This window comes from Mycobacterium sp. IS-2888 (assembly GCF_001954215.1).
Classification (GTDB): Bacteria; Actinomycetota; Actinomycetes; order Mycobacteriales; family Mycobacteriaceae; genus Mycobacterium.
Genome location: NZ_MBET01000051.1, coordinates 57,354 through 78,766, shown reverse-complemented (window position 1 = coordinate 78,766; position 21,413 = coordinate 57,354). Strand labels below are relative to the sequence as shown.

At 67.1% G+C, this 21,413-nt stretch carries 25 protein-coding genes; 8 read left to right on the top strand and 17 right to left on the bottom strand.

What is annotated here, in order from left to right; translation table 11 throughout:
* Positions 1–117: 117 nt before the first annotated feature.
* Positions 118–243: a hypothetical protein gene (locus A5745_RS24280; RefSeq protein ID WP_139329499.1), complete on the top strand. Its 126-nt coding sequence runs from the start codon at positions 118–120 to the stop codon at positions 241–243.
* A gap of 7 nt (positions 244–250) precedes the next feature.
* On the opposite strand, the gene A5745_RS08245 is transcribed toward A5745_RS24280, so the two are convergent.
* The 4 genes from A5745_RS08245 to A5745_RS08230 are packed head-to-tail and all read right to left on the bottom strand — an operon-like array spanning position 251 to position 3,709.
* Positions 251–1,675: an NAD(P)(+) transhydrogenase (Re/Si-specific) subunit beta gene (locus A5745_RS08245; protein ID WP_076061269.1), complete on the bottom strand. Its 1,425-nt coding sequence runs from the start codon at positions 1,673–1,675 to the stop codon at positions 251–253.
* Positions 1,672–2,001 (bottom strand): NAD(P) transhydrogenase subunit alpha, encoded by a 330-nt coding sequence (locus A5745_RS08240; protein ID WP_076061271.1) that lies wholly within the window; start codon positions 1,999–2,001, stop codon positions 1,672–1,674. The genes A5745_RS08245 and A5745_RS08240 overlap by 4 nt, the downstream gene beginning before the upstream one ends.
* Positions 2,002–3,177 (bottom strand): Re/Si-specific NAD(P)(+) transhydrogenase subunit alpha, encoded by a 1,176-nt coding sequence (locus tag A5745_RS08235; protein ID WP_256385466.1) that lies wholly within the window; start codon positions 3,175–3,177, stop codon positions 2,002–2,004.
* Positions 3,178–3,232: 55 nt separating this feature from the next.
* On the bottom strand, positions 3,233–3,709 hold the full coding sequence (locus tag A5745_RS08230; RefSeq protein ID WP_371336871.1) for a DUF1348 family protein: 477 nt from the start codon (positions 3,707–3,709) through the stop codon (positions 3,233–3,235).
* 112 nt (positions 3,710–3,821) lie between these two features.
* Between A5745_RS08230 and A5745_RS08225 the strand changes: the two genes are divergently transcribed.
* Both A5745_RS08225 and A5745_RS08220 read left to right on the top strand, forming a co-directional pair.
* Complete coding sequence (locus A5745_RS08225) at positions 3,822–5,042, top strand: acyl-CoA dehydrogenase family protein (protein WP_076061403.1); 1,221 nt, start codon at positions 3,822–3,824, stop codon at positions 5,040–5,042.
* Complete coding sequence (locus A5745_RS08220; RefSeq protein WP_076115699.1) at positions 5,035–5,862, top strand: tyrosine-protein phosphatase; 828 nt, start codon at positions 5,035–5,037, stop codon at positions 5,860–5,862. The genes A5745_RS08225 and A5745_RS08220 overlap by 8 nt, the downstream gene beginning before the upstream one ends.
* Position 5,863: 1 nt before the next feature.
* Here the strand turns inward: A5745_RS08220 and A5745_RS08215 are convergent, their stop codons facing one another.
* The 6 genes from A5745_RS08215 to A5745_RS08190 form a co-directional block, all read right to left on the bottom strand.
* The gene (locus A5745_RS08215; protein ID WP_076061275.1) at positions 5,864–6,724 is read right to left on the bottom strand and encodes an SDR family oxidoreductase; all 861 of its coding nucleotides are present in this window, start codon (positions 6,722–6,724) and stop codon (positions 5,864–5,866) included.
* A 59-nt stretch (positions 6,725–6,783) separates the two neighbouring features.
* On the bottom strand, positions 6,784–8,214 hold the full coding sequence (locus A5745_RS08210) for an aldehyde dehydrogenase family protein (RefSeq protein WP_076115698.1): 1,431 nt from the start codon (positions 8,212–8,214) through the stop codon (positions 6,784–6,786).
* Positions 8,215–8,353: 139 nt separating this feature from the next.
* Entirely contained in the window at positions 8,354–9,286 is a 933-nt protein-coding gene (locus tag A5745_RS08205) for a class I SAM-dependent methyltransferase (protein WP_139329502.1), read from the bottom strand.
* A gap of 41 nt (positions 9,287–9,327) precedes the next feature.
* Positions 9,328–10,284, bottom strand: coding sequence for a class I SAM-dependent methyltransferase (locus A5745_RS08200; RefSeq protein WP_076115696.1), 957 nt, complete (start codon positions 10,282–10,284; stop codon positions 9,328–9,330).
* A gap of 83 nt (positions 10,285–10,367) precedes the next feature.
* Positions 10,368–11,003: a TetR/AcrR family transcriptional regulator gene (locus A5745_RS08195; protein ID WP_076061283.1), complete on the bottom strand. Its 636-nt coding sequence runs from the start codon at positions 11,001–11,003 to the stop codon at positions 10,368–10,370.
* On the bottom strand, positions 10,951–11,988 hold the full coding sequence (locus tag A5745_RS08190; RefSeq protein WP_083662802.1) for a pirin family protein: 1,038 nt from the start codon (positions 11,986–11,988) through the stop codon (positions 10,951–10,953). The genes A5745_RS08195 and A5745_RS08190 overlap by 53 nt, the downstream gene beginning before the upstream one ends.
* An 82-nt stretch (positions 11,989–12,070) precedes the next feature.
* On the opposite strand from A5745_RS08190, the gene A5745_RS08185 reads away from it, so the two are divergent.
* Positions 12,071–13,546, top strand: a complete 1,476-nt coding sequence (locus tag A5745_RS08185; protein WP_371336866.1) for a chloride channel protein — start codon at positions 12,071–12,073, stop codon at positions 13,544–13,546.
* Here A5745_RS08185 and dps read toward each other — a convergent pair.
* Positions 13,543–14,091: a DNA starvation/stationary phase protection protein Dps gene (dps, locus tag A5745_RS08180; RefSeq protein WP_076061287.1), complete on the bottom strand. Its 549-nt coding sequence runs from the start codon at positions 14,089–14,091 to the stop codon at positions 13,543–13,545. The genes A5745_RS08185 and dps overlap by 4 nt on opposite strands.
* Positions 14,092–14,179: 88 nt before the next feature.
* Positions 14,180–15,091, bottom strand: a complete 912-nt coding sequence (locus tag A5745_RS08175; protein ID WP_076115694.1) for a DNA-3-methyladenine glycosylase — start codon at positions 15,089–15,091, stop codon at positions 14,180–14,182.
* An 81-nt stretch (positions 15,092–15,172) separates the two neighbouring features.
* Between A5745_RS08175 and A5745_RS08170 the strand changes: the two genes are divergently transcribed.
* Positions 15,173–15,556, top strand: coding sequence for a nuclear transport factor 2 family protein (locus A5745_RS08170; RefSeq protein ID WP_139329496.1), 384 nt, complete (start codon positions 15,173–15,175; stop codon positions 15,554–15,556).
* 3 nt (positions 15,557–15,559) lie between these two features.
* Here A5745_RS08170 and A5745_RS08165 read toward each other — a convergent pair whose 3' ends face one another.
* From A5745_RS08165 to A5745_RS08155, 3 genes are all read right to left on the bottom strand, one after another.
* Positions 15,560–15,934: a DUF427 domain-containing protein gene (locus A5745_RS08165; RefSeq protein ID WP_076061293.1), complete on the bottom strand. Its 375-nt coding sequence runs from the start codon at positions 15,932–15,934 to the stop codon at positions 15,560–15,562.
* A 73-nt stretch (positions 15,935–16,007) separates the two neighbouring features.
* A complete protein-coding gene (locus A5745_RS08160; protein WP_076115693.1) occupies positions 16,008–17,048 on the bottom strand; it encodes an NAD-dependent epimerase/dehydratase family protein in 1,041 nt (346 codons plus the stop codon).
* Positions 17,045–17,551 carry a nuclear transport factor 2 family protein gene (locus tag A5745_RS08155; protein ID WP_076115692.1) on the bottom strand — a complete coding sequence of 169 codons (507 nt, stop codon included), beginning with the start codon at positions 17,549–17,551 and terminating at the stop codon, positions 17,045–17,047. Before A5745_RS08155 ends, A5745_RS08160 begins: the two co-directional genes overlap by 4 nt.
* Positions 17,552–17,641: 90 nt before the next feature.
* On the opposite strand from A5745_RS08155, the gene msrA reads away from it, so the two are divergent.
* Positions 17,642–18,178 carry a peptide-methionine (S)-S-oxide reductase MsrA gene (gene msrA / locus A5745_RS08150; protein ID WP_076115691.1) on the top strand — a complete coding sequence of 179 codons (537 nt, stop codon included), beginning with the start codon at positions 17,642–17,644 and terminating at the stop codon, positions 18,176–18,178.
* Positions 18,179–18,182: 4 nt separating this feature from the next.
* Here the strand turns inward: msrA and A5745_RS08145 are convergent, their stop codons facing one another.
* The gene (locus tag A5745_RS08145; protein ID WP_076115690.1) at positions 18,183–19,508 is read right to left on the bottom strand and encodes a cytochrome P450; all 1,326 of its coding nucleotides are present in this window, start codon (positions 19,506–19,508) and stop codon (positions 18,183–18,185) included.
* 186 nt (positions 19,509–19,694) lie between these two features.
* Here A5745_RS08145 and A5745_RS08140 point away from each other — a divergent pair, with 186 nt between their 5' ends.
* Both A5745_RS08140 and A5745_RS08135 read left to right on the top strand, forming a co-directional pair.
* Positions 19,695–20,249 (top strand): TetR/AcrR family transcriptional regulator, encoded by a 555-nt coding sequence (locus A5745_RS08140; protein ID WP_076115716.1) that lies wholly within the window; start codon positions 19,695–19,697, stop codon positions 20,247–20,249.
* Positions 20,250–20,258: 9 nt separating this feature from the next.
* Positions 20,259–20,471: a molybdopterin-binding protein gene (locus tag A5745_RS08135; RefSeq protein WP_076061303.1), complete on the top strand. Its 213-nt coding sequence runs from the start codon at positions 20,259–20,261 to the stop codon at positions 20,469–20,471.
* Between the two features lie 23 nt (positions 20,472–20,494).
* Here the strand turns inward: A5745_RS08135 and A5745_RS08130 are convergent, their stop codons facing one another.
* A complete protein-coding gene (locus A5745_RS08130) occupies positions 20,495–21,394 on the bottom strand; it encodes an alpha/beta fold hydrolase (protein WP_076115689.1) in 900 nt (299 codons plus the stop codon).
* Positions 21,395–21,413: the final 19 nt, after the last annotated feature.

The window sequence follows — 21,413 nt, the reverse complement described above, 5'->3', positions numbered from 1 at the left end:
ATTATCAATCAACTGGTTGGACAGTTTAAGGCCTCGGGGACGCTCGCCCGCCTGTCGCACCCGCGACGAGGGGACTAGACTGCGATCGGAATTGTCGCAAGTCGAGAGGTGGGGACGATGGATCCGAATCCGGATTACGACGCAAGCGACGAACTCGAGTTCTTCATGCGGTACTTCACCTGGGGGTTGCGGGGCGTTCAGGACGGCAACGGCTACCCACCGCCCGCCTATCCGCCGGTCTAGAGGCCCGCTATAGCGCTTTGAGTTCCTCGGCGACCTCGGTCACCGATTTCTTCGCGTCGCCGAACAACATCGTGGTTCCCTCGGCATAGAACAGCGGGTTGTCGATGCCCGCGAATCCTGAATTCATCGACCGCTTCAGCACGATCACCGACCTGGCCTTGTCCACATTGAGAATGGGCATGCCGTAAATCGGACTCGAGGCTTCGTTGCGGGCCGCCGGGTTGGTGACGTCGTTGGCGCCGATGACGATCGCGACGTCGGTGCGGGCGAACTCGTCGTTGATGTCGTCCATGTCTTTCATGGCGTCGTAGTCCACCTCGGCCTCGGCCAGCAGCACATTCATGTGCCCGGGCATGCGGCCGGCCACCGGGTGGATCGCGTACTTGACCGGCACGCCCTTGTCCTCCAGCAGCGAAGCCATGTCCTTGACGGCGTGCTGTGCCTGCGCGACGGCCAGGCCGTAGCCCGGGACCACGATCACCTGGTTGGCGTAGGCCATCTGGATCGCCGCATCGGAGGCCGATGTGGACTTGACGTGCTTGTCGCCGCCGCCGTCGCCGCTGGGCGCCACGCCACCGCCGCCGAAACCGCCGGCGACGATCGCGGGAATGGACCGGTTCATCGCCTTTGCCATCAAGTTGGTCAGGATCGAACCCGAGGCCCCGACGATCATGCCCGCCACGATCATCGCGGTGTTGTTCAACGCCAATCCCGCCGCGGCGGCTGACAACCCCGTCATCGCGTTGAGCAGAGAGATGACCACCGGCATGTCGGCGCCGCCGATGGGCAGCACCACCATCAGGCCCAGGACCCCGGCCGCCGCCAGCAGGCCGACCATCCACCACAGCGACACCCCGCCGCTGCCGGGATGTGCGTCCAGGCCGATGACCACGGCGGCCGCGACAGCCGCGGCCAGCAGCAGCACATTGATCGGTTGCTGGGCTCTGCCGAAACCGATCGGCGATCCGGAGATGATCTCCTGCAGCTTGCCGAACGCGATGATCGATCCCCAGAACGAGATCGACCCGATGATCGCGGCGAACAACGACGCCACCACGATGTGCACGGTCGGCGACTCGTGATGCTGGAAGGCCGAAAAGCCTGATGTCTCAATGAATTCCGACAGCGCGATGAGCGCGACCGTGCCGCCGCCGACGCCGTTGAAGAACGCCACCAGCTGGGGCATGGCGGTCATCTTGGTCAGCCGCGCCGGCGGAACACCGAGCACGACGCCCACCACCAGGCCGGCGATGATCAACACCCATTGGTCGGTGTGCCGGATCTTGACCAGCGTCGCCGCCACCGCGATGGCCATACCTACCGCGGCGATCAGGTTGCCGCGCACCGCGGTCTTGGGGCCCGTCAGGCCCATCAGGCCGTAGATGAACAGCGCGAAAGAAATGATGTACAGGCCGATTACCAGGTAGTTCATTTGGCCGCCGGCTCCTCGGTCTTCGCTTGGGGCACTGGCTTTTTGCCCTTGAACATGCCGAGCATCCGGTCGGTGACGATGAAACCGCCGATGACGTTCAGCGTCCCGAACACCACCGCCACGAACAGGATGATCTGCACGGCCAGCGACGGGTGCTCGACCTCACCGAACACCACCAGCGCGCCCAGCACCACGATCCCGTGGATGGCGTTGGTCCCCGACATCAGCGGCGTATGCAGCGTGTTGGGCACCTTCGAGATCACCGCGAACCCGACGAACCCGGAGAGCACCAGGATCGCCAGATTGGCCAATAGCTCGTCGTACATCTAGGAGTCCTCCCCGGCTGTCTTGCGCCGCTCCTCAGCATCGCTGCGCCCCCCTCGCCGCTCCGCGGCTGGGGGCGCCCCCACTGCATCGTCGCCGGCGCGGGTCACGCACGACTCCGAGATGACCTCGTCGTCGAAGTCCGGCGCCAGCTTCCCGTCCTTGATCAACAGATCCAGCAGCGCGGTGATGTTCTTGCTGTAGAGCTCGCTGGCGTGCTCGGGCATCGTCGCCGGCAGGTTCAGCGGCGACGCGATAGTGACGTCGTGCTTGACCACCGTCTGGCCCGGCTCGGTCAATTCGCAGTTGCCGCCGGTCTCACCGGCGAGGTCGACGATGACGCTGCCGGGTTTCATCGCCTCCACCGCCGCGGCGGTCACCAGACGCGGCGCGGGCCGGCCCGGCACCAACGCCGTGGTGATCACCACGTCGAATCCGCTGATCGCGTCTTCCAGCGCCTTCTGCTGCTGGGCGCGTTCGTCTTCGGTGAGCTCGCGGGCGTAGCCGCCCTCGCCCGCCGCGTCGATCCCGACGTCGAGCCACTGCGCCCCTACCGAACGCACCTGGTCGGCCACCTCCGGGCGGACGTCGTAGCCGGTGGTCCGCGCGCCAAGCCGCTTGGCCGTCGCCAGCGCCTGCAGCCCGGCCACGCCGACACCGAGCACCAGCACGGTCGCGGGCTTCACGGTTCCCGCCGCAGTGGTCAGCATCGGGAAGAACCGGGTCGACTCCGAGGCCGCCAGCAGCACCGCCTTGTACCCGGCGACGTTGGCCTGCGACGACAGCGCGTCCATCGCCTGGGCCCGCGAGATCCGCGGGATGGCCTCCAGCGCGAATGCCTGCACCCCGGCCTCCTTCAGCGCGCCGATCGCGTTGTCGGCATTGCGCGGCGCCAGGAAGCCGATCAGCGTCTGGCCGCTGCGCAACCTGCCGACCTCGTCGGCGGTCGGCGGAGCTACCTTGACGACCACGTCTGCAGCCCAGGCATCCCCGATGCTGGCTCCGGCCTCGGTGTAGAGCCCGTCGGGCAGCAGCGCGCCTTCACCCGCACCGGACTCGACCACCACCGCCAACCCGCTGTTCACCAGCGACGCGACCGCCTTCGGCACCAACGCGACGCGCCGCTCTTCGGCCGCGGACTCGGCGACCACCCCCACCGTCGTCTGCGCATCTGTCATAGCGCGTGCATCTACTTTCCTTACTTTGGGCTCGCGCAGACACCCTATCGGTCGGCTACCAGAGCGGAATCTCTTGGCCATGCTCTGACGCCGGGCGGGGGCCGAAATAGCGGCGCTCGGATTCGTCGATGGGGACGTCGTTGATGCTGGCTTCGCGGCGGGCCATCAACCCGGACGGGGCGAACTCCCACAGTTCGTTGCCGTAGCTCCGGTACCACTGACCGGCTTCGTCGCGACACTCGTATTGGAACCGCACCGCGATGCGGTTGTCGTGGAAATCCCACAGGCTCTTGCGCAGCGAGTAATCGAGTTCGCGCTGCCATTTGCGGGTCAGAAACGCCACTATCTCTTCCCGGCCGACGATCCGTTCGCTCCGGTTGCGCCACTGCGAGTCCGGCGTATAGGCCAGGCTGACGCGCTCCGGGTCGCGGGTGTTCCACGCATCCTCGGCTGCCTGCACCTTCTGCAGCGCGGTCTCGAGGGTGAACGGCGGGAAGGGCGGGCGGCTCTCAGCGTCGGTCATGGCTTTCATCGTGCGCCGAGCAGACACAGAATCGCACTAATCCGCACTGCAGCATGCGATTCTGCGTCTGCTCGCGCCGTCCAATAGCACGTGTCCTATCGTGACGGACATGGACTTCGCGATGTCGGCCAAAGCGAGCGACTACCACAAGCGGCTGTCCGACTTCATGACCGAGTATGTCTTTCCGGCCGAGGCCGATTACGACAAATACCGCCACGAGGCCGGCCCGAACGACCACACCGTTCCGCCCGTCATCGAGGAACTGAAGACCAAGGCCAAAGCGGCCGGACTGTGGAACCTGTTCCTGCCGGCCGAGTCGGGCCTGACCAACCTGGAATACGCCCCGCTGGCGGAGCTGACCGGCTGGAGCCTCGAGATCGCACCCGAGGCGCTCAACTGCGCGGCACCCGATACCGGCAACATGGAAACGCTGCACCTGTTCGCCACCGACGAGCAGCGCAAGCGGTGGCTGGAGCCGCTGCTGGCCGGCGAGATCCGCAGCGCCTTTTCGATGACCGAGCCCGCGGTCGCCAGTAGCGACGCGCGCAACATCGAGACCTCCATCGTGCGCGACGGCGGCGACTATGTGATCAACGGCCGCAAGTGGTGGACCTCGGGTGCGGCGGACCCGCGCTGCAAGATCCTCATCGTGATGGGCCGCACCAACCCCGAAGCGGCCAGCCACCAACAGCAGTCGATGGTCCTGGTGCCGATCGATACGCCGGGCGTGACGGTCGTCCGCTCGACGACGGTCTTCGGTTACCAGGACCAGCCCGGGCACTGCGAGATCATCTACGACAACGTCCGGGTACCGGTCACCAACCTGCTCGGCGAAGAGGGCGGCGGGTTCGCGATCGCCCAGGCGCGGCTGGGGCCGGGCCGCATCCACCACTGCATGCGCGCGCTCGGCGGGGCCGAGCGGGCCCTGGCCCTGATGGTGCACCGCGCGAACACCCGGATCGCATTCGGCCGTCCGCTGGCCGACCAGGGCCTGGTCCAGCAGGCAATTGCCAAGTCGCGCAACGAGATCGACCAGGCCAGGCTGCTGTGCGAGAAGGCCGCGTGGACCATCGACCAGCACGGCAACAAGGCCGCCCACCTGCTGGTGTCGCAGATCAAGGCGGTCGCGCCGCAGGTGGCCTGCGACGTCATCGACCGTGCCATCCAGGTGCACGGGGCCGCCGGCGTCAGCGAGGACACGGCGCTGGCCCGGCTGTACGCCTGGCACCGGGCGATGCGGATCTTCGACGGACCCGACGAGGTGCACATGCGGACCGTCGCGCGCACCGAACTCGGCCGGGAGCAATCCGCGCTCGCGGCGGCGGTCACGTCGCATGCCTGAGGCCGCCATCCGGGAACTGCCGGGCGCCTGGAACTTTCGGGACGTCGCGGATTCCGCGTCCGTCTTGCGGCCCGGGCGGCTGTTTCGGTCCAGCGAGCTGAGCCGCCTCGACGACGAGGGCCGGGCAACGCTGCGCCGGCTCGGCATTACCGATGTCGCCGACCTGCGCGCGACCCGGGAAGTCGCCCGCCGCGGTCCGGGGCTGGTTCCCGACAGCGTCGAAATCCATCTGCTGCCCTTCCCGGATCTCGGCGAGGACGAAGCCGGCACCGACGACCAGGCCCCGCACGAACACGCGTTCCAGCGCCTGCTTACCGGCGAAGGCGCCGACTCTATGTCGGTCAACGAAGCCGCCGCCCGCTACATGATCGACGAATACCGCCAATTCCCAACGCGTAACGGGGCGCAACGCGCGCTGCATCGCGTCATCACGCTGCTCGCCGCAGGACGCCCGGTACTCACGCACTGCTTCGCGGGCAAGGATCGCACCGGCTTCGTGGTCGCCACCGTGCTGGAGGCGATCGGCGTCGATCGCGACACCATCGTCGCCGACTTCCTGCGCAGCAACGACGCCGCACCGCAGCTGCGGGCCCGCATCTCCGAGATGATCGCGCAGCGCCAACAAACCGAATTGACCCCGGAAGTGGTGACCTTCACCGAGGCGCGGCTGTCCGACGGAGTCCTCGGCGTCCGCGCGGAATACCTGGCCGCCGCCCGCCAGGCCATCGACGAGGAATTCGGATCGCTGGACGGCTACCTGCGCGACGCGGGCATCTCCGCGGCCGACGTGGACCAGCTGCGCGACGCGCTGCTCGCCTGAGTCAGAGCTTGAATCCGGCCTTCTGCGCCGCGGAAAGGTCGGTGATGTCGCTCCACTGGGCGGCGATGTCCTGAACCGACGGCGGCTTGTCGAAGTTCACGCCGTCGTTCTGGAACAGCGCCACGCGTTGCACCTTGCCGCCGCCGACGACGAAAACCGATGCGCTGTCGGCACATTCCTCGGTGCACAGGTAGGCCACCACGGGAGCGACGAACTCCGGCGTGAGCTTCTCCAACACCTCGGGCGGCATGATGTCCTGGGTCATCCTGGTGGCCGCGATCGGGGCGACCGCGTTGGCGTTGATGTTGTACTTGGCGCCCTCCAGCGCCAGCGTGTTGATCAGGCCGACCAGGCCGAGCTTGGCCGCGCCGTAGTTGGTCTGACCGAAGTTGCCGAACAGGCCACTGGTGGAGGTGGCGACGACCACTCGCCCATAGCTCTGCTCCCGGAAGTGCGGCCACGCGGCGCGGATGACGTTGTACCCGCCGTAGAGGTGCACCTTGAGTACGGCGTCCCAGTTCTCGAACGACATCTTGTGGAAGGTGCCGTCGCGCAGGATCCCGGCGTTGCTCACCACACCGTGCACCGCGCCGAACTCGTCGAGCGCGGTCTTGATGATGTTCTCGGCGCCCTCGGGCTCGGCGACGCTGTCGTAGTTGGCGGCCGCACGCCCACCCGCGTCGCGGATCTCCTTGACCACCTCGTCGGCCATGTTGTGGCCGGCGCCGGTGCCGTCGCGGGCCCCACCGAGGTCGTTCACGATGACGCTGGCGCCTTCGGCGGCGAGGGTCAGGGCGTATTCACGGCCCAATCCCCCACCGGCTCCGGTGACGACGATGACGCGATCCTGCACTCCGGGCATCAGGTTCCTCTCTGCGGTGAAAATTTGTGTTTAGCAAGCGATTTGGCGCAACCGGGATGTCAGAACATCCTGCGGGCCATCTTGAAGGCCCGCTCGGTGTAGGGCGGGTAGATGAAGCTCGACAGGTCGGGTCGCGTCGGCTTGGTCAGCACCGACTTGCGGTGGCTGAACTCCTCGAAGCCATAGCGGCCGTGATACGCGCCCATGCCCGACGCGCCGACCCCGCCGAACGGCAGCTTGGCCGTCGACACCTGGAACGCGAGATGGTTGATCAGCATGCCGCCGGCCGGCACCTCTTTGATCACCCGCTCGCGGGTCTCGCGGGTTTTGGTGAAGAGGTAGGCGGACAGCGGCTTGGGCCGCGAATTGACGAAACGTATTGCGTCGTCCAGGGATTGGACGGTGACCACCGGCAACACCGGCCCGAAGATCTCGTTGCGCATCAGCGGGCCGTCCGGATCCGGATCGACGACGACGGTGGGCTGGATGCGCAGGCTCGACGCGTCGCACGCCCCGCCGACCGCGACCTTGCCGTCCCCGCCGGACAGGTAGCCGCTGATGCGGTCGAACTGACGCTGGTTGACGATCCGCATGCCGTTCGGCTTGTCCGACGTGAACTTCGTGATGGCGGCGCCGATCTTGTCCACCAGCTCGTCGCGAATCTTGGCGTCCGCCAACACGTAGTCGGGAGCGACGCAGGTCTGCCCGGCGTTCAGCAGTTTCATCCAGGCGATCCGCTTGGCAGCGACTTCCACGTCGGCGTCGGCCGCGACGATCACCGGGCTCTTGCCGCCGAGTTCGAGCGTGCACGGCGTCAGGTGCGGCGCCGCGCCCTCGTAGACCTTGCGGCCGATCTCGGTGCCGCCGGTGAACAGCACGCGGTCCAGTCCCTGCGCAATGAGCGCCTGGCTCACCGAGCCGTCACCCTCGACCACGGCGATCGCGTCGTTGTCGAGGTATCGAGGCACCAGCTCGGCCATCAAGTGCGCCGACGCCGCGGCGATCTCCGACGGCTTGAGAATGACGGCGTTCCCGGCGGCGATCGCGCCGACGGCCGGACCCAGCGTCAGGTAGAACGGGTAATTCCAGGCACCGATGATCAGCACGGTGCCGTAGGGCTCGTATTCGATCCAGCCGCGGCCCGGAAGCTGCGGCATCTCGAGCAATTGGTATTTGCGCTTCGTCCAGCGGCGAACCTTCTTGGCCGCGTACTTCGCCTCGCCTGCGGTCGTTGCGACGTCGGCGATGAACGCCTCGAACGGGCTGCGGTCCAGATCTTCTGCCAGCGCGTCGGCGATCGCTGCCTCGTTTTCTTCCATCAGCTTGGCCAGCTGCAGCAACTGCTGCTTGCGCCATTCGACGTCGCGGGTGCGGCCGGTGGCGAAGGTCTTGCGAAGCCGGTCCACGGTCGCGGCGACGTTGTCCGGTTGAGCTGCCGGGGCCCCGTTGGACTCAGATGTCTTCGGCGTAACCGATTCGGTGGTCATCATTGACTTCCTTCCCGGAGGCTGCCCACCGCTCGTCGCGCGAGCGCTCATGGGTGATACCCGCGATCCTAACCATCCGGTTGGGAGAGCAGAAAGGAAGATCCTGGGCGGCGCAGCCGGGGCCCGGTCGGGCTTTGGCCGACTACAACCGCTCCGCGATCACGAAGTCGGAGAACGCGTCCTTGTCGTCGGCCAGCGGGACGCTCTCGATCCAGCGGCCCAGCCGTCGCATCTCGTCCGTCGACGGCTGCGCGCGGGCGCGCCAGCCGTGGTCGTTCAGCCAGTCCGCGACGTTCGCCCGGTGGTCGTCGCGGTACATCAGCTCCCCGACGTCGATGGTCTCCTCCAGGCCGAGTTCGTCGGCCACCTTCCGGAACCGCTCGCGCATCTGCTTCCGCCGCTCGTCGGCGTGGGCGGGCGCGGTTTCGGCCGAGACCCGGCTGCCGGCGGGGCTGAGCTCGCCGATCTGGGTGAACAACCGGTCCTGGGCTTCGGCCGGCAGGTACATCAGCAGCCCCTCGGCGAGCCAGGCCGTGCGCGCCGCCGGGTCGAAGCCCGCGGCACGCAGCGCGGCGGGCCAGTCCTGACGCAGGTCGATCGCGACCTCGCGGCGATCGGCCGACGGCACCACACCGTTTTCGGCCAGCGTCGTGGACTTGTAGGCCAACACCTGGGGCTGGTCGATCTCGTACACCGTCGTGCCGGCCGGCCAGTCCAGGCGGTAGGCGCGGGAATCCAGGCCCGACGCCAGGATCACCACCTGCCGGATCCCGTCGGCGACGGCGTCTTTGAAGAAGGTGTCGAAGAAATTCGTGCGCACGGCCTGATAGCCGCGCATGTGATGGAGGTGCGCCGCGGAGTCGGAGTCGAGGGCTTCGACCCTGGCTGCGATCTCCGGATCGAGCATCGCCTCCCACAGGACGCCGGCACCCGCGCTGGTGACCAGCAGCTTGGCGTACGGGTCGCGGATGAGCGCGTCGGGCCGCTCGGTCTCGACGGCGCGGGCGGCGGCCACCATCACGGCGGTGGTGCCGACGCTGGACTTGATGTCCCAGCTGTCGTCGTGGGTGCGCAGTGAGCTCATCGCGTGCTCCTTGGTCGGGGGGTGGGCGCGGGTCAGTGGGTCGGCGCGCCGAGACGTGCGCGCAGCAGTGTGCTGCGGACGGCCTCGTCGGCCAGGTCGTCGGGTACCGGCCGGCCCAGCCGGGCCATCTCGTCGCGGTTGTTCACGCTGTTGACCCGCCAGCCGTGCTCGGCCAGCCATTCGACGGGATCCGTGCGGTCCGGCTCGTGATAGGTCAGCGCCTGGACGTTGACATCCAGGCCGAGCCGCTCCCGCATCCGCAGCCAGCGCTGTGAGTTGCTTCGCGAATTCATGCCGAACGCCTCGATGGCCACCTGGCTGCCCGGCGCGGACAGCGCGGTGAACATTTCGAAGAGCCGGTCTTGGGCATCGCCGGGCAGATAGGGCAGCAAGCCCTCGGCAAGCCAGGCGGTCGGTTGGGCGCGGTCGAAACCGGCGGCGGTCAGCGCTGCCGGCCAATCATCCCGCAGGTCCACCGGGACCGAGCGCCGGCTGGCGGCCGGAACCGCGCCTTGCCGCTGCAGGATTGCGGTCTTGTACTCCAGCACCTGGGGCTGGTCGATCTCGTAGACGGCGGTATCCGCCGGCCAATCCAACCGGTAGGCACGCGAGTCCAGCCCGGCGGCCAGAATCACCACCTGCCGGATACCGGCGCTGACGGCGTCGGCAAAGTACTCGTCGAAGAAGTGCGTTCGCACGGCCTGGTAGTCGATGCCCAGTCGATGGGCACGCCGCGCGTGCGGGTCGTCGTCGAGCCAGGCCAGTTCGGCGTCGGCCAGGCGTTCCCACGCGGGACCGGCCGACGACACCAGCACCCGGGCGAAGTCGTCACGGATCAGCGGGTTGGGTCCGGCCGTTTCCACGGCACGCGAGGCAGCGACGCCCAGGGCGGTGGCGCCGACGAGTTCGGTGATGGACCACGAGTCACCCGCGGTGCGTAACGAGGGCGGTAACGAAGGCTCTACGGAGGCGTCGTCAAGCTCAGTCATATCCGGACCATGCTACCGAATAAGTTAGTTAGCCTATACGCTTTGTGCGCGATCTCACTGGCGCCGCGACGCGCGGCAACGCGTCAGCCTTCGGGGCGCCAGAGCGCACCTTCGAGCAGCCGCCGCAACACGTCGGTGACAGCCAACAATTCCTCATAACTGCGGACGTAGCCGGCGTAGAACCCGACCCCGCAGAGCAGCACGACCAGCGTCTCGACCAACGCCGCCGCGTCAATATCGGTGGCGACTTCGCGACGTTCGATCGCCTCGCCGACCGCCCACGTCAGGAATTCGCGGCCAATTCTCACTGAATCGTTTTCGGTCAGGCTCAATTCCGGATGCCGCTGCGATTCCAGCACAGCGGTGATCAGAAATGCTGAGACGGCGGGATTGTCCGAATTAGCGCGCACCGCGACGGAGATGAACGCCGTCAGCCGCTTCGTCAGCGTGGACTCGCGCTGGGCCTCTCGAATGGCAGCCCGCAGGACGATCTCGTTGGTCTGCTCCAGGACTTCGCGGTACAGCGCCCGCTTGCTGGAGAAGTAGTGGTTGATGGCGGGCCGGGTGAGGTCCGCGCGGACGGCGATCGCCTGAAAGGTCGCGCCGTCGTAGCCGCGTTCGCTGAACACCAGCCGGGCGGCGTCCAGGATTCGCTTGCGCGTCTCGTCAGCCTTTGCTGCGGGCGGCCGGCCCGGCCGGCGACTCGCTGTTATCGCCATTATTGAAGTGTGCCACCCCGCGGTGTGGCATTAGCGCGTTGGGCGGAATATTGCCGAACTTCCCCGCTTGAAAGTCCTGCAGCGCCTCGATCAATTCCGCGCGAGAGTTCATCACGAAAGGCCCGTAGTGGAATACCGGCTCGCGAATGGGCCGTCCACCCAAAAGCAGCACATCGATTGCCGTGTTCCGGGACGACTCCTGGGTTGATTGTGCGCCCACGGTGATCCGGTCGCCGGGTCCGAGCACGGCCAGCTGCCCCTGCCTGATCGGGTGCGCGACGGGACCGACATAGCCGCTTCCCGATAGGACGTAGACCAGCGCGTTGAAATCGCGCCGCCACGGGATGTTGAGCCGGGCCCCGCTTTGAATCGTCGCGTGCGCCAACGTGATCGGCGTGTGGGTGACACCGGGTCCGCGGTGACCGTCGATCTCACCGGCGATGATGCGGACCAGCGCCCCGCCGTCATCGGATGCGAGCAGCCCGGCGTCGTTGCCTTCGATGGCCTGGTACCGCGGCGGCGCGAACTTGTCTTTCTTGGGCAGATTCACCCACAGCTGGACGCCGTGGAAAAGGCCGCCGCTTTCGACCAATTCGGCGGGCGGGGTCTCGATGTGCAGGATGCCCGAACCGGCTGTCATCCATTGGGTGGCGCCGTCGGTGATCAGGCCGCCACCGCCGTGGGAGTCCTGGTGGGCGAATTTTCCGTCGATCATGTAGGTGACGGTTTCGAAGCCGCGGTGCGGGTGCCAGTCGGTTCCCCTGGGCTCCCCGGGCTGGTATTCCACCTCGCCCATCTGGTCCATATGCACGAAAGGATCCAAGTCAGCGGCGCTCAGCCCGGCGAACGCGCGGACGACGGGGAAGCCTTCGCCCTCGTAGCCTCGCGGGCCGGTGGTGATCGATCGGACTGGGCGCTCGGTGTCGGTGGGACCGGGCGGGCCGATCCGCGGCAGTGTGAGCGTGTCTGCGGTAACAGCAGGCATTTTGCCTCCTTAAATAGGATGCCTATATAACCGGACCGCGGTCCAGTTATTCCCGCTGGTTTTACGATGGCTGGGTGCTTGGGTGGCGGGGCCGGTGAGCGAGCCGGCGGAGGCCGAACCGCAGCCCGCGGTCGCCCCGGCGGCGGCGGGCGGACGATTCGGGGCGTCGATCAGGCAGTCGGGCTACGTGCGCAAGTGGCTTCTGCTGGGCATTGCCATCGGTGTCGTGTCCGGCCTCGGAGCCGTTGTCTTCTATCTCGCGCTGAAATACACCGGCGAGTTCCTGCTGGGCTACCTGGCGGGCTACCACATCCCGACGCCCGTCGGAGACGGCGGCGGCCATGGGTCCGGCGGCTTCGTACGTCCGTGGGCGATCCCACTGGTGACGACGGCAGGGGCGCTGCTGTCGGCATTGATCGTGACCAAGCTCGCGCCGGAGGCCACCGGTCACGGTACCGACGAGGCCATTGAGGCGATACACGGCGACCCCCGCGCGATCCGTTTTCGCGCGGTGTTGGTCAAGATGGTCGCCAGCGCGCTGACCATCGGCTCGGGCGGTTCGGGCGGTCGCGAGGGCCCGACGGCGCAGATCTCGGCCGGCTTCTGTTCGTTGCTGACCCGACGGCTGGACCTCTCCGACGAGGACGGCCGGACCGCCGTGGCGCTGGGTATCGGCGCGGGCATTGGCGCGATCTTCGGCGCGCCGCTGGGTGGAGCGGTGCTGGCCGCATCGATCCCCTATCGCGACGATTTCGACTACCGCTGCCTGCTGCCCGGTTTCATCACCTCGGGAACCGCATATGCGGTGCTGGGAGCCTTCCTGGGCTTTGACCCGCTGTTCGGCTACATCGACGCGGAGTACCGCTTCGAAAGGGCATGGCCGCTGCTGTGGTTCGTGGTGATCGGCCTGCTGGCCGCGGCGGTCGGCTACCTCTACGCCCGGGTCTTCCATGCCGCGGTGGCCCTCACCCACCGGCTGCCCGGTGGACCGGTCGTCAAGCCCGCGGTCGGCGGGCTGTTGGTCGGCTTGTTGGGACTGCTGATCCCAGAGATCCTGAGCAGCGGCTACGGCTGGGCGCAGTTGGCGGCCGACCGCGGATCGCTGCTGCACATCCCGCTGTGGGTCGTCGTCGTCCTCCCGATCGCGAAGATCGTCGCCACTTCGCTGTCGATCGGCACCGGCGGATCCGGCGGGCTGTTCGGTCCCGGGATCGTGATCGGCGCCTTCGTGGGGGCCGCCGTCTGGCGGCTGGGCGAATTGTCGGGCCTGCCGGGGGTGCCGGGCGGACCGGGAGTTTTCGTCGTGGTCGGAATGATGGCCTGCTTCGGCAGTGTCGCCCGCGCGCCGCTGGCGATCATGATCATCGTCGCGGAGATGACGGGCTCGTTCTCGGTGGTGCCGGGGGCGATCCTCGCCGTCGGGATCGCCGCGTTGGTGATGTCGCGCACCAACGTCACGATCTACGAGGCGCAGCGGCTGAACCGGGAGACCGCCGAGGCCGAGCGCGCGCGCCCAGCCCCGGCGATTGCCGAAGGTGAATCACCCACCGATAGCTAGGACTTGCGGCGGGCGGTGCTCGCTGCGCCCTTTTCGGTCTTCTTGCCCTCGTGTGCGAGCTTGCCGCCCGCGCTTTCCAGATGTGCCCGGACGAACCACTGGAACTTTTCCAGGTTGCCGGCCTGCTCGATCAACAGATCCTGAGTGACCTGGTCGAGTTCGTCCGTCTCGTCGATGGATTGGCGGATGTCTTCGATGACTCCTGTGTAGACCACGTCCAGTGCGGCCAAATGCGCCTGGACCGTGTCACGGTCGACCGAATAGTCGTCCCAGGAGCGATCCCTGATGATGGCGCCCGGCGTCCCCTGCGGCGAAGCACCAAGGGCCGCAATGCGTTCGGCGACGTCATCCGCGAAACCACGCACCGCCTCGACCTGAGGGTCGATCATTTCGTGCACGCCAATGAAGTTGGGCCCGACCACGTTCCAGTGAATGTGCTTCAACGTCAAGTGAAGATCGTTGTACGTGCTCAATTGCTTTTGCAGCAATTCGGTGAGTCGCGCCGCCTGTTTGTCGGTCAATCCCGGAATGGTGAACTGAGTCATTGCTTTCGCCTAGCTTCCTTCCCTCGGGTTCGCACACGGTACTTGCCCTAACGGATACCCGATGACGAACCTCGAAAACACCGGCGGGTCAGAGGGAATGAATTTGCTGCACCGGCAGCCGCGCGCCGCGCCGCGGCTCGTATGCCAGCCCGCTGGCCTCGAGCAGGCGAACCACGCGGTGGCGGTGGGGCCGCATCGGCTCCAACACCTCGAGCATGACCGCGTCGTCGATCGGGTAGCCCAGCAGCGTCCAGCCGACCATCTTCGGGATGTGATAGTCGCCCACCGAAACGGCATCGGCATCACCGAATGCCCGCTGCGCCGTCTCGGCGGCGGTCCACTCACCGACCCCGGGCAGTGACGTCAGCGCTTCGCGTGCCTGCGCCGACGGCCGCGCGAGCAACCGTTCCAGCGAATCCGCACGGCGCGCACAGCGCACCACCGTCTGGGCTCGCCCCGGATCGACGTTGGCCCGGTGGAATTCCCACGACGGGATGTTGCGCCACACGTCGGCCGAGGGCGGTACCCGCATGCCGGCCGGCGCCGGACCCGGCGCCGACGTCCCGTACTTGGACACCAGCACGCGCCACGACCGAAACGCGTCGGCGCCCGGTACCCGTTGCTCGATGACCGCCGGGATCAGGGCTTCCAGCACCCGTCCGGTGCGACCCAGCCGCAGGTGTGGGACCCGCCGGTGCGCGGCGGCGACCGTCGGGTCCCGCGGCGCGAAGCCCGAGACGTCGTCCTCGGACCCCAGCAGCGCGGGCAGCGTCTCGACGAACTCCTCGGCGCCGGCGCCCCACGCCTCGCCGTGGGCGGCATTGGGCGCCGCACGGCTGATCCGCGCCGTGACGGGTCCGCTGTGCAGCAGGGAGGTTCGCCAGATCGCGCCGTCAGCGGTCATCCGAAAGCACGGATCCCGAGGGCCGCGGCGTAGTGGCGCGAGCGTGTGCCCGAAGCTGACGGTCCCAGCGAACGTCACCGTGCGCGCAGTCTTCACAAAAGCTCCAGCTCACTCCGATCGCGGCCGCCGACCGCGCGATTGACCGTTCACCATCTTCCAAGACAATATTGCGATGTGATGACGCCGTTCGATGGCCCGCAAGCCGAGCTGGCCTGGATGTTCCTGCAGAGCGTCTGCGAGGGCGGCGATGTGAATGAGGGCTTCGCGCTGCTCAGCGACGAGTTCACCTACTGGAGCATCATCACGCGCGTGTCGTTCGACAAGGAGACGTTCCGCCGGGCCAACGAGCGACGCAGGCAGATCGTCGAGATCAATCTCGACCTGTACCGCTGCGTCAACGAAGGCGACACGGTTGTCGTCGAGGCGCATGCCTCGGGAACCTCGAGGGACGGCGTCGAGTACGACTCACCGTTTGTTTGCATCTTCGAGACCCGCGACGGGCAGATCGTGTCGATGCGCGAATACAGCGACACCAAGTCGGCCGCCGTGTTCACCGATTGAACGCTACGCCACGCTGATGTCGGCTTTGTTGGGGTAGAAGGCGACGTGCCCGGCAATCGCCGCGACCGCCGGATAGGGCTGCTCGTACGTCCAGATCACGTCCTCGACGGTGTCGCCGGCCGAGGTGGTCAGGCTGTAGTAGCTGGCGTCGCCTTTGAACGGGCAGTAGGTGCTGGTGTCGGTGCGGGTAAGCCGGTCGGAGACCACGTCGGCTAACGGAATGTATTGCACCGCAGGCAAAGTCGCCTCGCGCAATTCCAGTGCGGCGGTGGTGTCCGCGACCAGCTCGCCATTGACACGAACCTGCACCCTTCGGTTGGTCGGCTCGATGGTGATCGGGTGCCCGGCGTTGGGTTCCAGGACTTGCCGGTGGGCCATGGTTGATACCTCCTATGGACGCGGATAAGGGATGCAACACCCGTCGGTGCTCAAGCCTTCCCGCGCGCCGCGCCTATTCGGCCGGGGCGGTGGTGCTGTCCTTCATGTCTTTGCGCGGGGTCTGCGCGCCCTTCAGTGCGGCCCAGAACCGGGCCGCTTCACGGATCGATTCCTCGACCGGACGTGGCTGCCAGCCCAGCTCGCGCTTCGCCTTGCTGCTGTCGACGTCGGCCTCGGCGCGCATCATGCGCACCGACCTGAGGCTGAGTTCGGAGTCCTTGCCGGTCAGCCGGGCCCTCAGGGTGCCCATTGCGGCCAGGGCGTAGAGCACCGGCACCGAGATCGCGCGTCGCGGCGGTGGCACCCCGGCCTCGTCGGCCGCGATCCGCACGACATCGTTCAGCGCAAACATGCGCTCGGACACCAGGTATCGCTCGCCGATGCGGCCGCGCTCGGCGGCCAGGATCATGGCCCGGGCGGCGTCGTCGACGCCGACGACCTCCAGCTGGATGCCGTTCATCAGGAAGGGCAGCTTGCCGAACACCGCGCCGGCGATGAAGGCGCCGTGCGGGGTGCCTCCCCAGTCCCCGCTGCCGTAAGTGGTCGAGACGCACATGGCGACGGCGGGCAGGCCGGCCTCGGCCACGTACCGCATCACCAGGTCTTCGGCCTGAACCCGGGACTGCACATACGGAGTCAGCCCGCGGGGGTCGATCACGTCTTCTTCGGTCGCCACATGCCCGTGGCGACGGCCCACCGTCGCGTAGGTGCTGGTGAAGACGAACCGGCGCAGCGCGGGTTCTTTGACGGCGACATCGAGCACGTTGCGCAGGCCCTCGACGTTGGTGCGGAACAGCGGCGCGGGGTCACGCAACCACGCGCGGGTGTCGACCACGCAGTAGTACACGTCGTCGACGCCGTCCATCGCCTCGCGCAACGTGGCGGTGTCGAACACGTCGCCCTGAAACCGCGTCAGCGCAAGGTCGTCGATGGCACGGGTATTGGCATTCGGGCGCACCATCGCTCGAACCTCGGCGCCGTCGGCGACGAGCTGACGGGTCACGTGTGAACCCAGAAATCCGTTGGCGCCGATGACCAACTTGGGTGCGTTCATTCCGCTCCTCCGTACTGGCGCATCCACCGTTCGGCGTCTTCGTCGAGCGTGCCCAGGGCCTGCGCCTTGCGGCACCACTTCATCCCCGCCCGCAGGAAGCGCAACGGGTTGTAGATGTCTTCTTCGCGGCACCACAGGCCGTCGCCGGCGTACGTGATGATCGTGATGTTCGTCGCGCTGATGACGCTGCCGTCGCCCGGATCGCGCATCGGGTTGTCCAGTTCGAGGATGACCCGGCCGGTGGGCTCGTCGATGACCGACCACAACGTCGGGAACGCCACCATGTGGCTTCCGGGGAAAGTCGTCATCGTTTGCTTGATCCACTCCCGCACTTCGTCGCGGCCGTGCATGATGCCCGCCGCGTGCTCGATGTATTCGACGTCGGGTGTGTACTGCTGCACCCAGGCGTCCCAGTCGCGGGTTTCGGCGGCCCGGGCCACCGTCTCCTCGAACTTCTCGAAGGCGTCGGACAGTTCGCTGCGGGAGAACGCCGGCGTGCTCACGCGGGCCTCTTCGCGCCGTTGCGGGTCATCGGCGGAGTGTAGCCTGGGCTGGGATCAGACCGGAGTTGTGGCCGATCAGGAAGGCGAGCAATGACCGAATCCCAAAGTGCCCCCCAAAAAGCGATTCTGGCCGGCGGCTGCTTTTGGGGAATGCAAGACCTGATCCGCAAACAGCCCGGCGTGATCTCGACGCGGGTCGGCTACAGCGGCGGCGACACCCCCAACGCGACCTACCGCAACCACGGCACCCACGCCGAGGCCGTGGAGATCGTCTACGACCCCGCCATCACCGACTACCGCACACTGCTGGAGTTCTTCTTCCAAATCCACGATCCGACAACGAAAGACCGCCAGGGCAACGACAGGGGCCCCAGCTACCGGTCGGCGATCTTCTACACCGACGACGAGCAGAAGCGCGTCGCGCTGGACACCATCGCCGACGTCGAGGCCTCCGGCCTATGGCCCGGCAAGGTCGTGACGGAGGTGCGCCCGGCGGGGGACTTCTGGGAAGCCGAGCCCGAGCACCAGGACTACCTGCAGCGCTACCCCGGTGGGTACACCTGTCACTACATTCGCCCGGGCTGGAAGTTGCCGCGCCGCGCCACCGCGGACCAAGCCAACCGCTGAACGCTCAGCGCCTGCGCACCACGATCCGTCCGCCGTCCTTCGGGGTGTAGGCAACACCGCGGCAGTGCCACCGCTCTCCCGGCGCCGAGGTGGTCTCGATCGTGAAGTGGCGCAACACCGTTCGCAGCACCACGTCCATCTCCATGTTGGCGAACGCGGCGCCCACGCACCGCCTGGCCCCACCGCCGAAGGGAATCCACGCGAACGAAGATGGCTTGGTCCCGATGTAGCGCTGCGGATCGAAGCGCTGCGGGTCGGGGAAAACGCTCGGGTTCTCGTGTATCTGCGCGATGCTGACGATCATCGAATACCCACGGGGAATGGTCCACTCGCCGAGTTGGTAAGTCGGTGGGTAGACGCGGCGAGCGGCGAAGTCGATCACGGTTCTGGCCCGCTGGACTTCCAGAATCGTCGCCTGGCGTAGCTCGCTGCCGCCGTTGTCGGCCTCCTCGACCAGGGCCGCCAGCAGATCCGGGTGGCGGGTGATCCGCTCGAACGCCCAGCCGAGCGTGGCCGCGGTGGTCTCGTGGCCCGCCGCCAGCAGGGTGAGCAGCTCGTCGCCAATGTCCTTGCGCGACATGAGCGAACCATCGTCGTAGGTGCTGCGCAGCATCAGCGCGAGGACGTCCGTGCGCTCTTCGAAGTTCGGATCCGCACGCTCGGCCGCGATCAGCTTGTCGATGACGATGTCGTATTGGCGCCGCCATTGGGCCAGTCGGCCCCACGGGCTGAACCGGCCATAGGTCCGCGCGGGCTTCGGCAGCGCGGCCAAGCGCGATCCCAGGGTGACCCACGGCGGGATGATCCGGCGCAGCTCGTCCAGTTCGGCCCCGTCGGCCCCGAACACCGCGCGCAGGATGGCGTTGAGCGTGATGCGCATCGTCGACGGCATCGTCGCGAAGGGCTCGCCCTCCGGCCAACCGGCGCTCTCGCGCAGCGTCTCCTCTTCGATGATCGCCTCGTAGTTCTTCATGCTCCTGCCGTGAAACGGCGGCGCCAGCAGCCGGCGCCTACGGCGGTGATCGTCGCGGTCGAGTGCGAATACCGAACCGCTCCCGAACATCCGGCTCAAGTTGGGCTGGATATTGCCGAGCTCGTCGGGGCTGGTGGTGAAGATTTGCTTGGCCAGGTCCGGCTCACCGACCACCACGACGCGGCCGAACATCGGGAGGTTGATCGCGAAGACGTTGCCGTAGCGGCGCGCCAGGAGTTTGATCATCCCCCGCCGCGACGTCGCGAAGAAAAGACCGCAGAGCGGCTTCGGGATCCGGGCCGCCGGAGGCAACCTGACTGCTTGGGAAACCGGTGGGGCGGTGACTAATTCGCTCAATGCGTGCTCCCAACATCTGCCCCGAAGCGGGGTGGTACCGCGGTGTACCGCAGATCTTTCCCTGTACGGTACTCTGGAGTACCAAACCTGACAAGGTGCCGTATTCACCGAAAGGGGTCGGCCGTGACATCAGCGGCTGTCGATGCCGTACGCGGCGATGCACCCGCCGAGCCGGACCCGTTCCGGATGCGCCTGCTCGACGGCCTCGCCACCTCGATCGGCGAGCGCGGCTACCGCACCACCACGGTCGCCGACATCGTTCGCCACGCGCGCACGTCCAAGCGCACGTTCTACGACCACTTCGCGGGCAAGGAACAATGCTTCCTCGAGCTGGTGCTTGCCACCATCGAAAAACTTGCCGAAAGCATCGCCGCGGCGGTCGATCCCGAGGCGGACTGGCATCAGCAGATCCGTCAGGCCGTCGAGGCCTACGTCGGATTCATCGAGTCCCGTCCCGCGATCACGTTGAGCTGGATTCGCGAACTCCCGTCGTTGGGTGCCGTTGCCCGCCCCGTCCAGCGGCGCGTGCTGCAGTTGCTGTCGGACCTGCTGATCGACCTCAGCGCCAGCCCGGGCTTCCGGCGGGCCGGCCTGCCGCCGCTGACCCCGCCGCTGGCCGTGATCCTGCTCGGTGGTCTACGCGAACTGACCGCGCTGGCCGTCGAGGACGGACGAGCGGTCCGTGAGATCGTCGAACCGGCCGTCGATGCGTCCATAGCCCTGCTCGGCCCGCGGCACTAGGCTCGGGCGATGCGCCTATCCACCCGAAACCAGCTCAAAGGGACCATCACCGAGGTCGAACTCGGCAGCGTAATGGCGATCGTGAAGGTCAAGCTCGACGGCGGAGAACAGGTCGTCACGTCCTCGGTCACCAAGGATGCCGCGACCGACCTCGGCCTCGCGGTGGGGCAGCCGGCGACCGTGTTCATCAAGTCCACCGAAGTCACTATCGGCGTCGAGTAAACCCCGAAAAGCGCTGCCGCGGTTTACGTTTCGAGGCGAAGGAACGCGCGTATCCGGTCGAGTACCAGCTCGGGTCGCTGCTCGACGATCCAGTGCCCGGCATCGTCGACCAGCTCGACCTCGAAATCGCTTATGCGCTCGGCATATCCGTCGGTCAGATCGGCGGTGATCACCGGGTCTTTGGTGCCCGTCAGCCATCGAACGGGAACGTTCACCCGCGCGTCGTCGTACTCGCCGCGCATCCAGCGCAGCATCTCCTTGGTCTGGAACGAGCGGTACCAGCGCGAGCCCGCCTCGGCGTGCCCGGGCTGTTGCATGCACTCGATGTACATGCGGATGTTGTCGTCGGGCAGCGTGAAGCCACCGCCAACCCAAGAGCCCAGCAGCCGGACGAAGCGGGAGTCGGGGTTGCTGATGATCCGCGGACCGATGACCGGCAGCGAAATCGGGATCTGATACCAGAGCCGCCAGATGTTGCGGACGGTCGACGGGCCGCGCTTCACCCAGGGCGCCAAGGTGTTCACCCCGAAAAAGCCGGTCACCTTTTCCGGATGGCGCAGCATCATGATGAACGCGACCGGCCCGCCCCAGTCATGGGCGACGAGCTTCACCGTGGCGACGCCCAGCCGGTCCAGGACGCCTGCCAGGTCGTCGGCCATCTCGCTCTTGAGGTAGCTGGTGCGCGGCGCTGAACTCCAGCCCGCGCCGCGCAGGTCGGGACACAGCACCCGGTAGCCGTCGGCGGCCAGCGGCCCGATCATCTCGTGCCACTCCCACCAGTTCTCCGGGAAGCCGTGCACGAGCATGACCGCCGGCCCGTCCGCGGGACCGGCATCGGCGACGTGGATGGTGACGCCGTCGCCCAGATCCACGTACCTGTGTTCCAAAGCGATAGCGCCGTCGACAGCGGGCATGGTGACCATGCTCAGAAGGTAGCGGACG

What these genes read in the sequence shown, in the direction of transcription:
- A5745_RS08135 (WP_076061303.1), top strand. Translation starts at nt 20,259, where the DNA reads ATGCGCCTATCCACCCGAAACCAGCTCAAAGGGACCATCACCGAGGTC.
- A5745_RS08215 (WP_076061275.1), bottom strand. Translation starts at nt 6,724, where the DNA reads ATGCCCGGAGTGCAGGATCGCGTCATCGTCGTCACCGGAGCCGGTGGG.
- dps (WP_076061287.1), bottom strand. Translation starts at nt 14,091, where the DNA reads ATGACTCAGTTCACCATTCCGGGATTGACCGACAAACAGGCGGCGCGA.
- A5745_RS08195 (WP_076061283.1), bottom strand. Translation starts at nt 11,003, where the DNA reads ATGGCGATAACAGCGAGTCGCCGGCCGGGCCGGCCGCCCGCAGCAAAG.
- A5745_RS08165 (WP_076061293.1), bottom strand. Translation starts at nt 15,934, where the DNA reads ATGGCCCACCGGCAAGTCCTGGAACCCAACGCCGGGCACCCGATCACC.
- A5745_RS08240 (WP_076061271.1), bottom strand. Translation starts at nt 2,001, where the DNA reads ATGTACGACGAGCTATTGGCCAATCTGGCGATCCTGGTGCTCTCCGGG.
- A5745_RS08200 (WP_076115696.1), bottom strand. Translation starts at nt 10,284, where the DNA reads ATGACTGAGCTTGACGACGCCTCCGTAGAGCCTTCGTTACCGCCCTCG.
- A5745_RS08170 (WP_139329496.1), top strand. Translation starts at nt 15,173, where the DNA reads ATGACGCCGTTCGATGGCCCGCAAGCCGAGCTGGCCTGGATGTTCCTG.
- A5745_RS24280 (WP_139329499.1), top strand. Translation starts at nt 118, where the DNA reads ATGGATCCGAATCCGGATTACGACGCAAGCGACGAACTCGAGTTCTTC.
- A5745_RS08130 (WP_076115689.1), bottom strand. Translation starts at nt 21,394, where the DNA reads ATGGTCACCATGCCCGCTGTCGACGGCGCTATCGCTTTGGAACACAGG.
- A5745_RS08230 (WP_371336871.1), bottom strand. Translation starts at nt 3,709, where the DNA reads ATGAAAGCCATGACCGACGCTGAGAGCCGCCCGCCCTTCCCGCCGTTC.
- A5745_RS08235 (WP_256385466.1), bottom strand. Translation starts at nt 3,177, where the DNA reads ATGACAGATGCGCAGACGACGGTGGGGGTGGTCGCCGAGTCCGCGGCC.
- A5745_RS08210 (WP_076115698.1), bottom strand. Translation starts at nt 8,214, where the DNA reads ATGATGACCACCGAATCGGTTACGCCGAAGACATCTGAGTCCAACGGG.
- A5745_RS08220 (WP_076115699.1), top strand. Translation starts at nt 5,035, where the DNA reads ATGCCTGAGGCCGCCATCCGGGAACTGCCGGGCGCCTGGAACTTTCGG.
- A5745_RS08245 (WP_076061269.1), bottom strand. Translation starts at nt 1,675, where the DNA reads ATGAACTACCTGGTAATCGGCCTGTACATCATTTCTTTCGCGCTGTTC.
- A5745_RS08140 (WP_076115716.1), top strand. Translation starts at nt 19,695, where the DNA reads ATGCGCCTGCTCGACGGCCTCGCCACCTCGATCGGCGAGCGCGGCTAC.
- A5745_RS08225 (WP_076061403.1), top strand. Translation starts at nt 3,822, where the DNA reads ATGTCGGCCAAAGCGAGCGACTACCACAAGCGGCTGTCCGACTTCATG.
- A5745_RS08160 (WP_076115693.1), bottom strand. Translation starts at nt 17,048, where the DNA reads ATGAACGCACCCAAGTTGGTCATCGGCGCCAACGGATTTCTGGGTTCA.
- A5745_RS08190 (WP_083662802.1), bottom strand. Translation starts at nt 11,988, where the DNA reads ATGCCTGCTGTTACCGCAGACACGCTCACACTGCCGCGGATCGGCCCG.
- msrA (WP_076115691.1), top strand. Translation starts at nt 17,642, where the DNA reads ATGACCGAATCCCAAAGTGCCCCCCAAAAAGCGATTCTGGCCGGCGGC.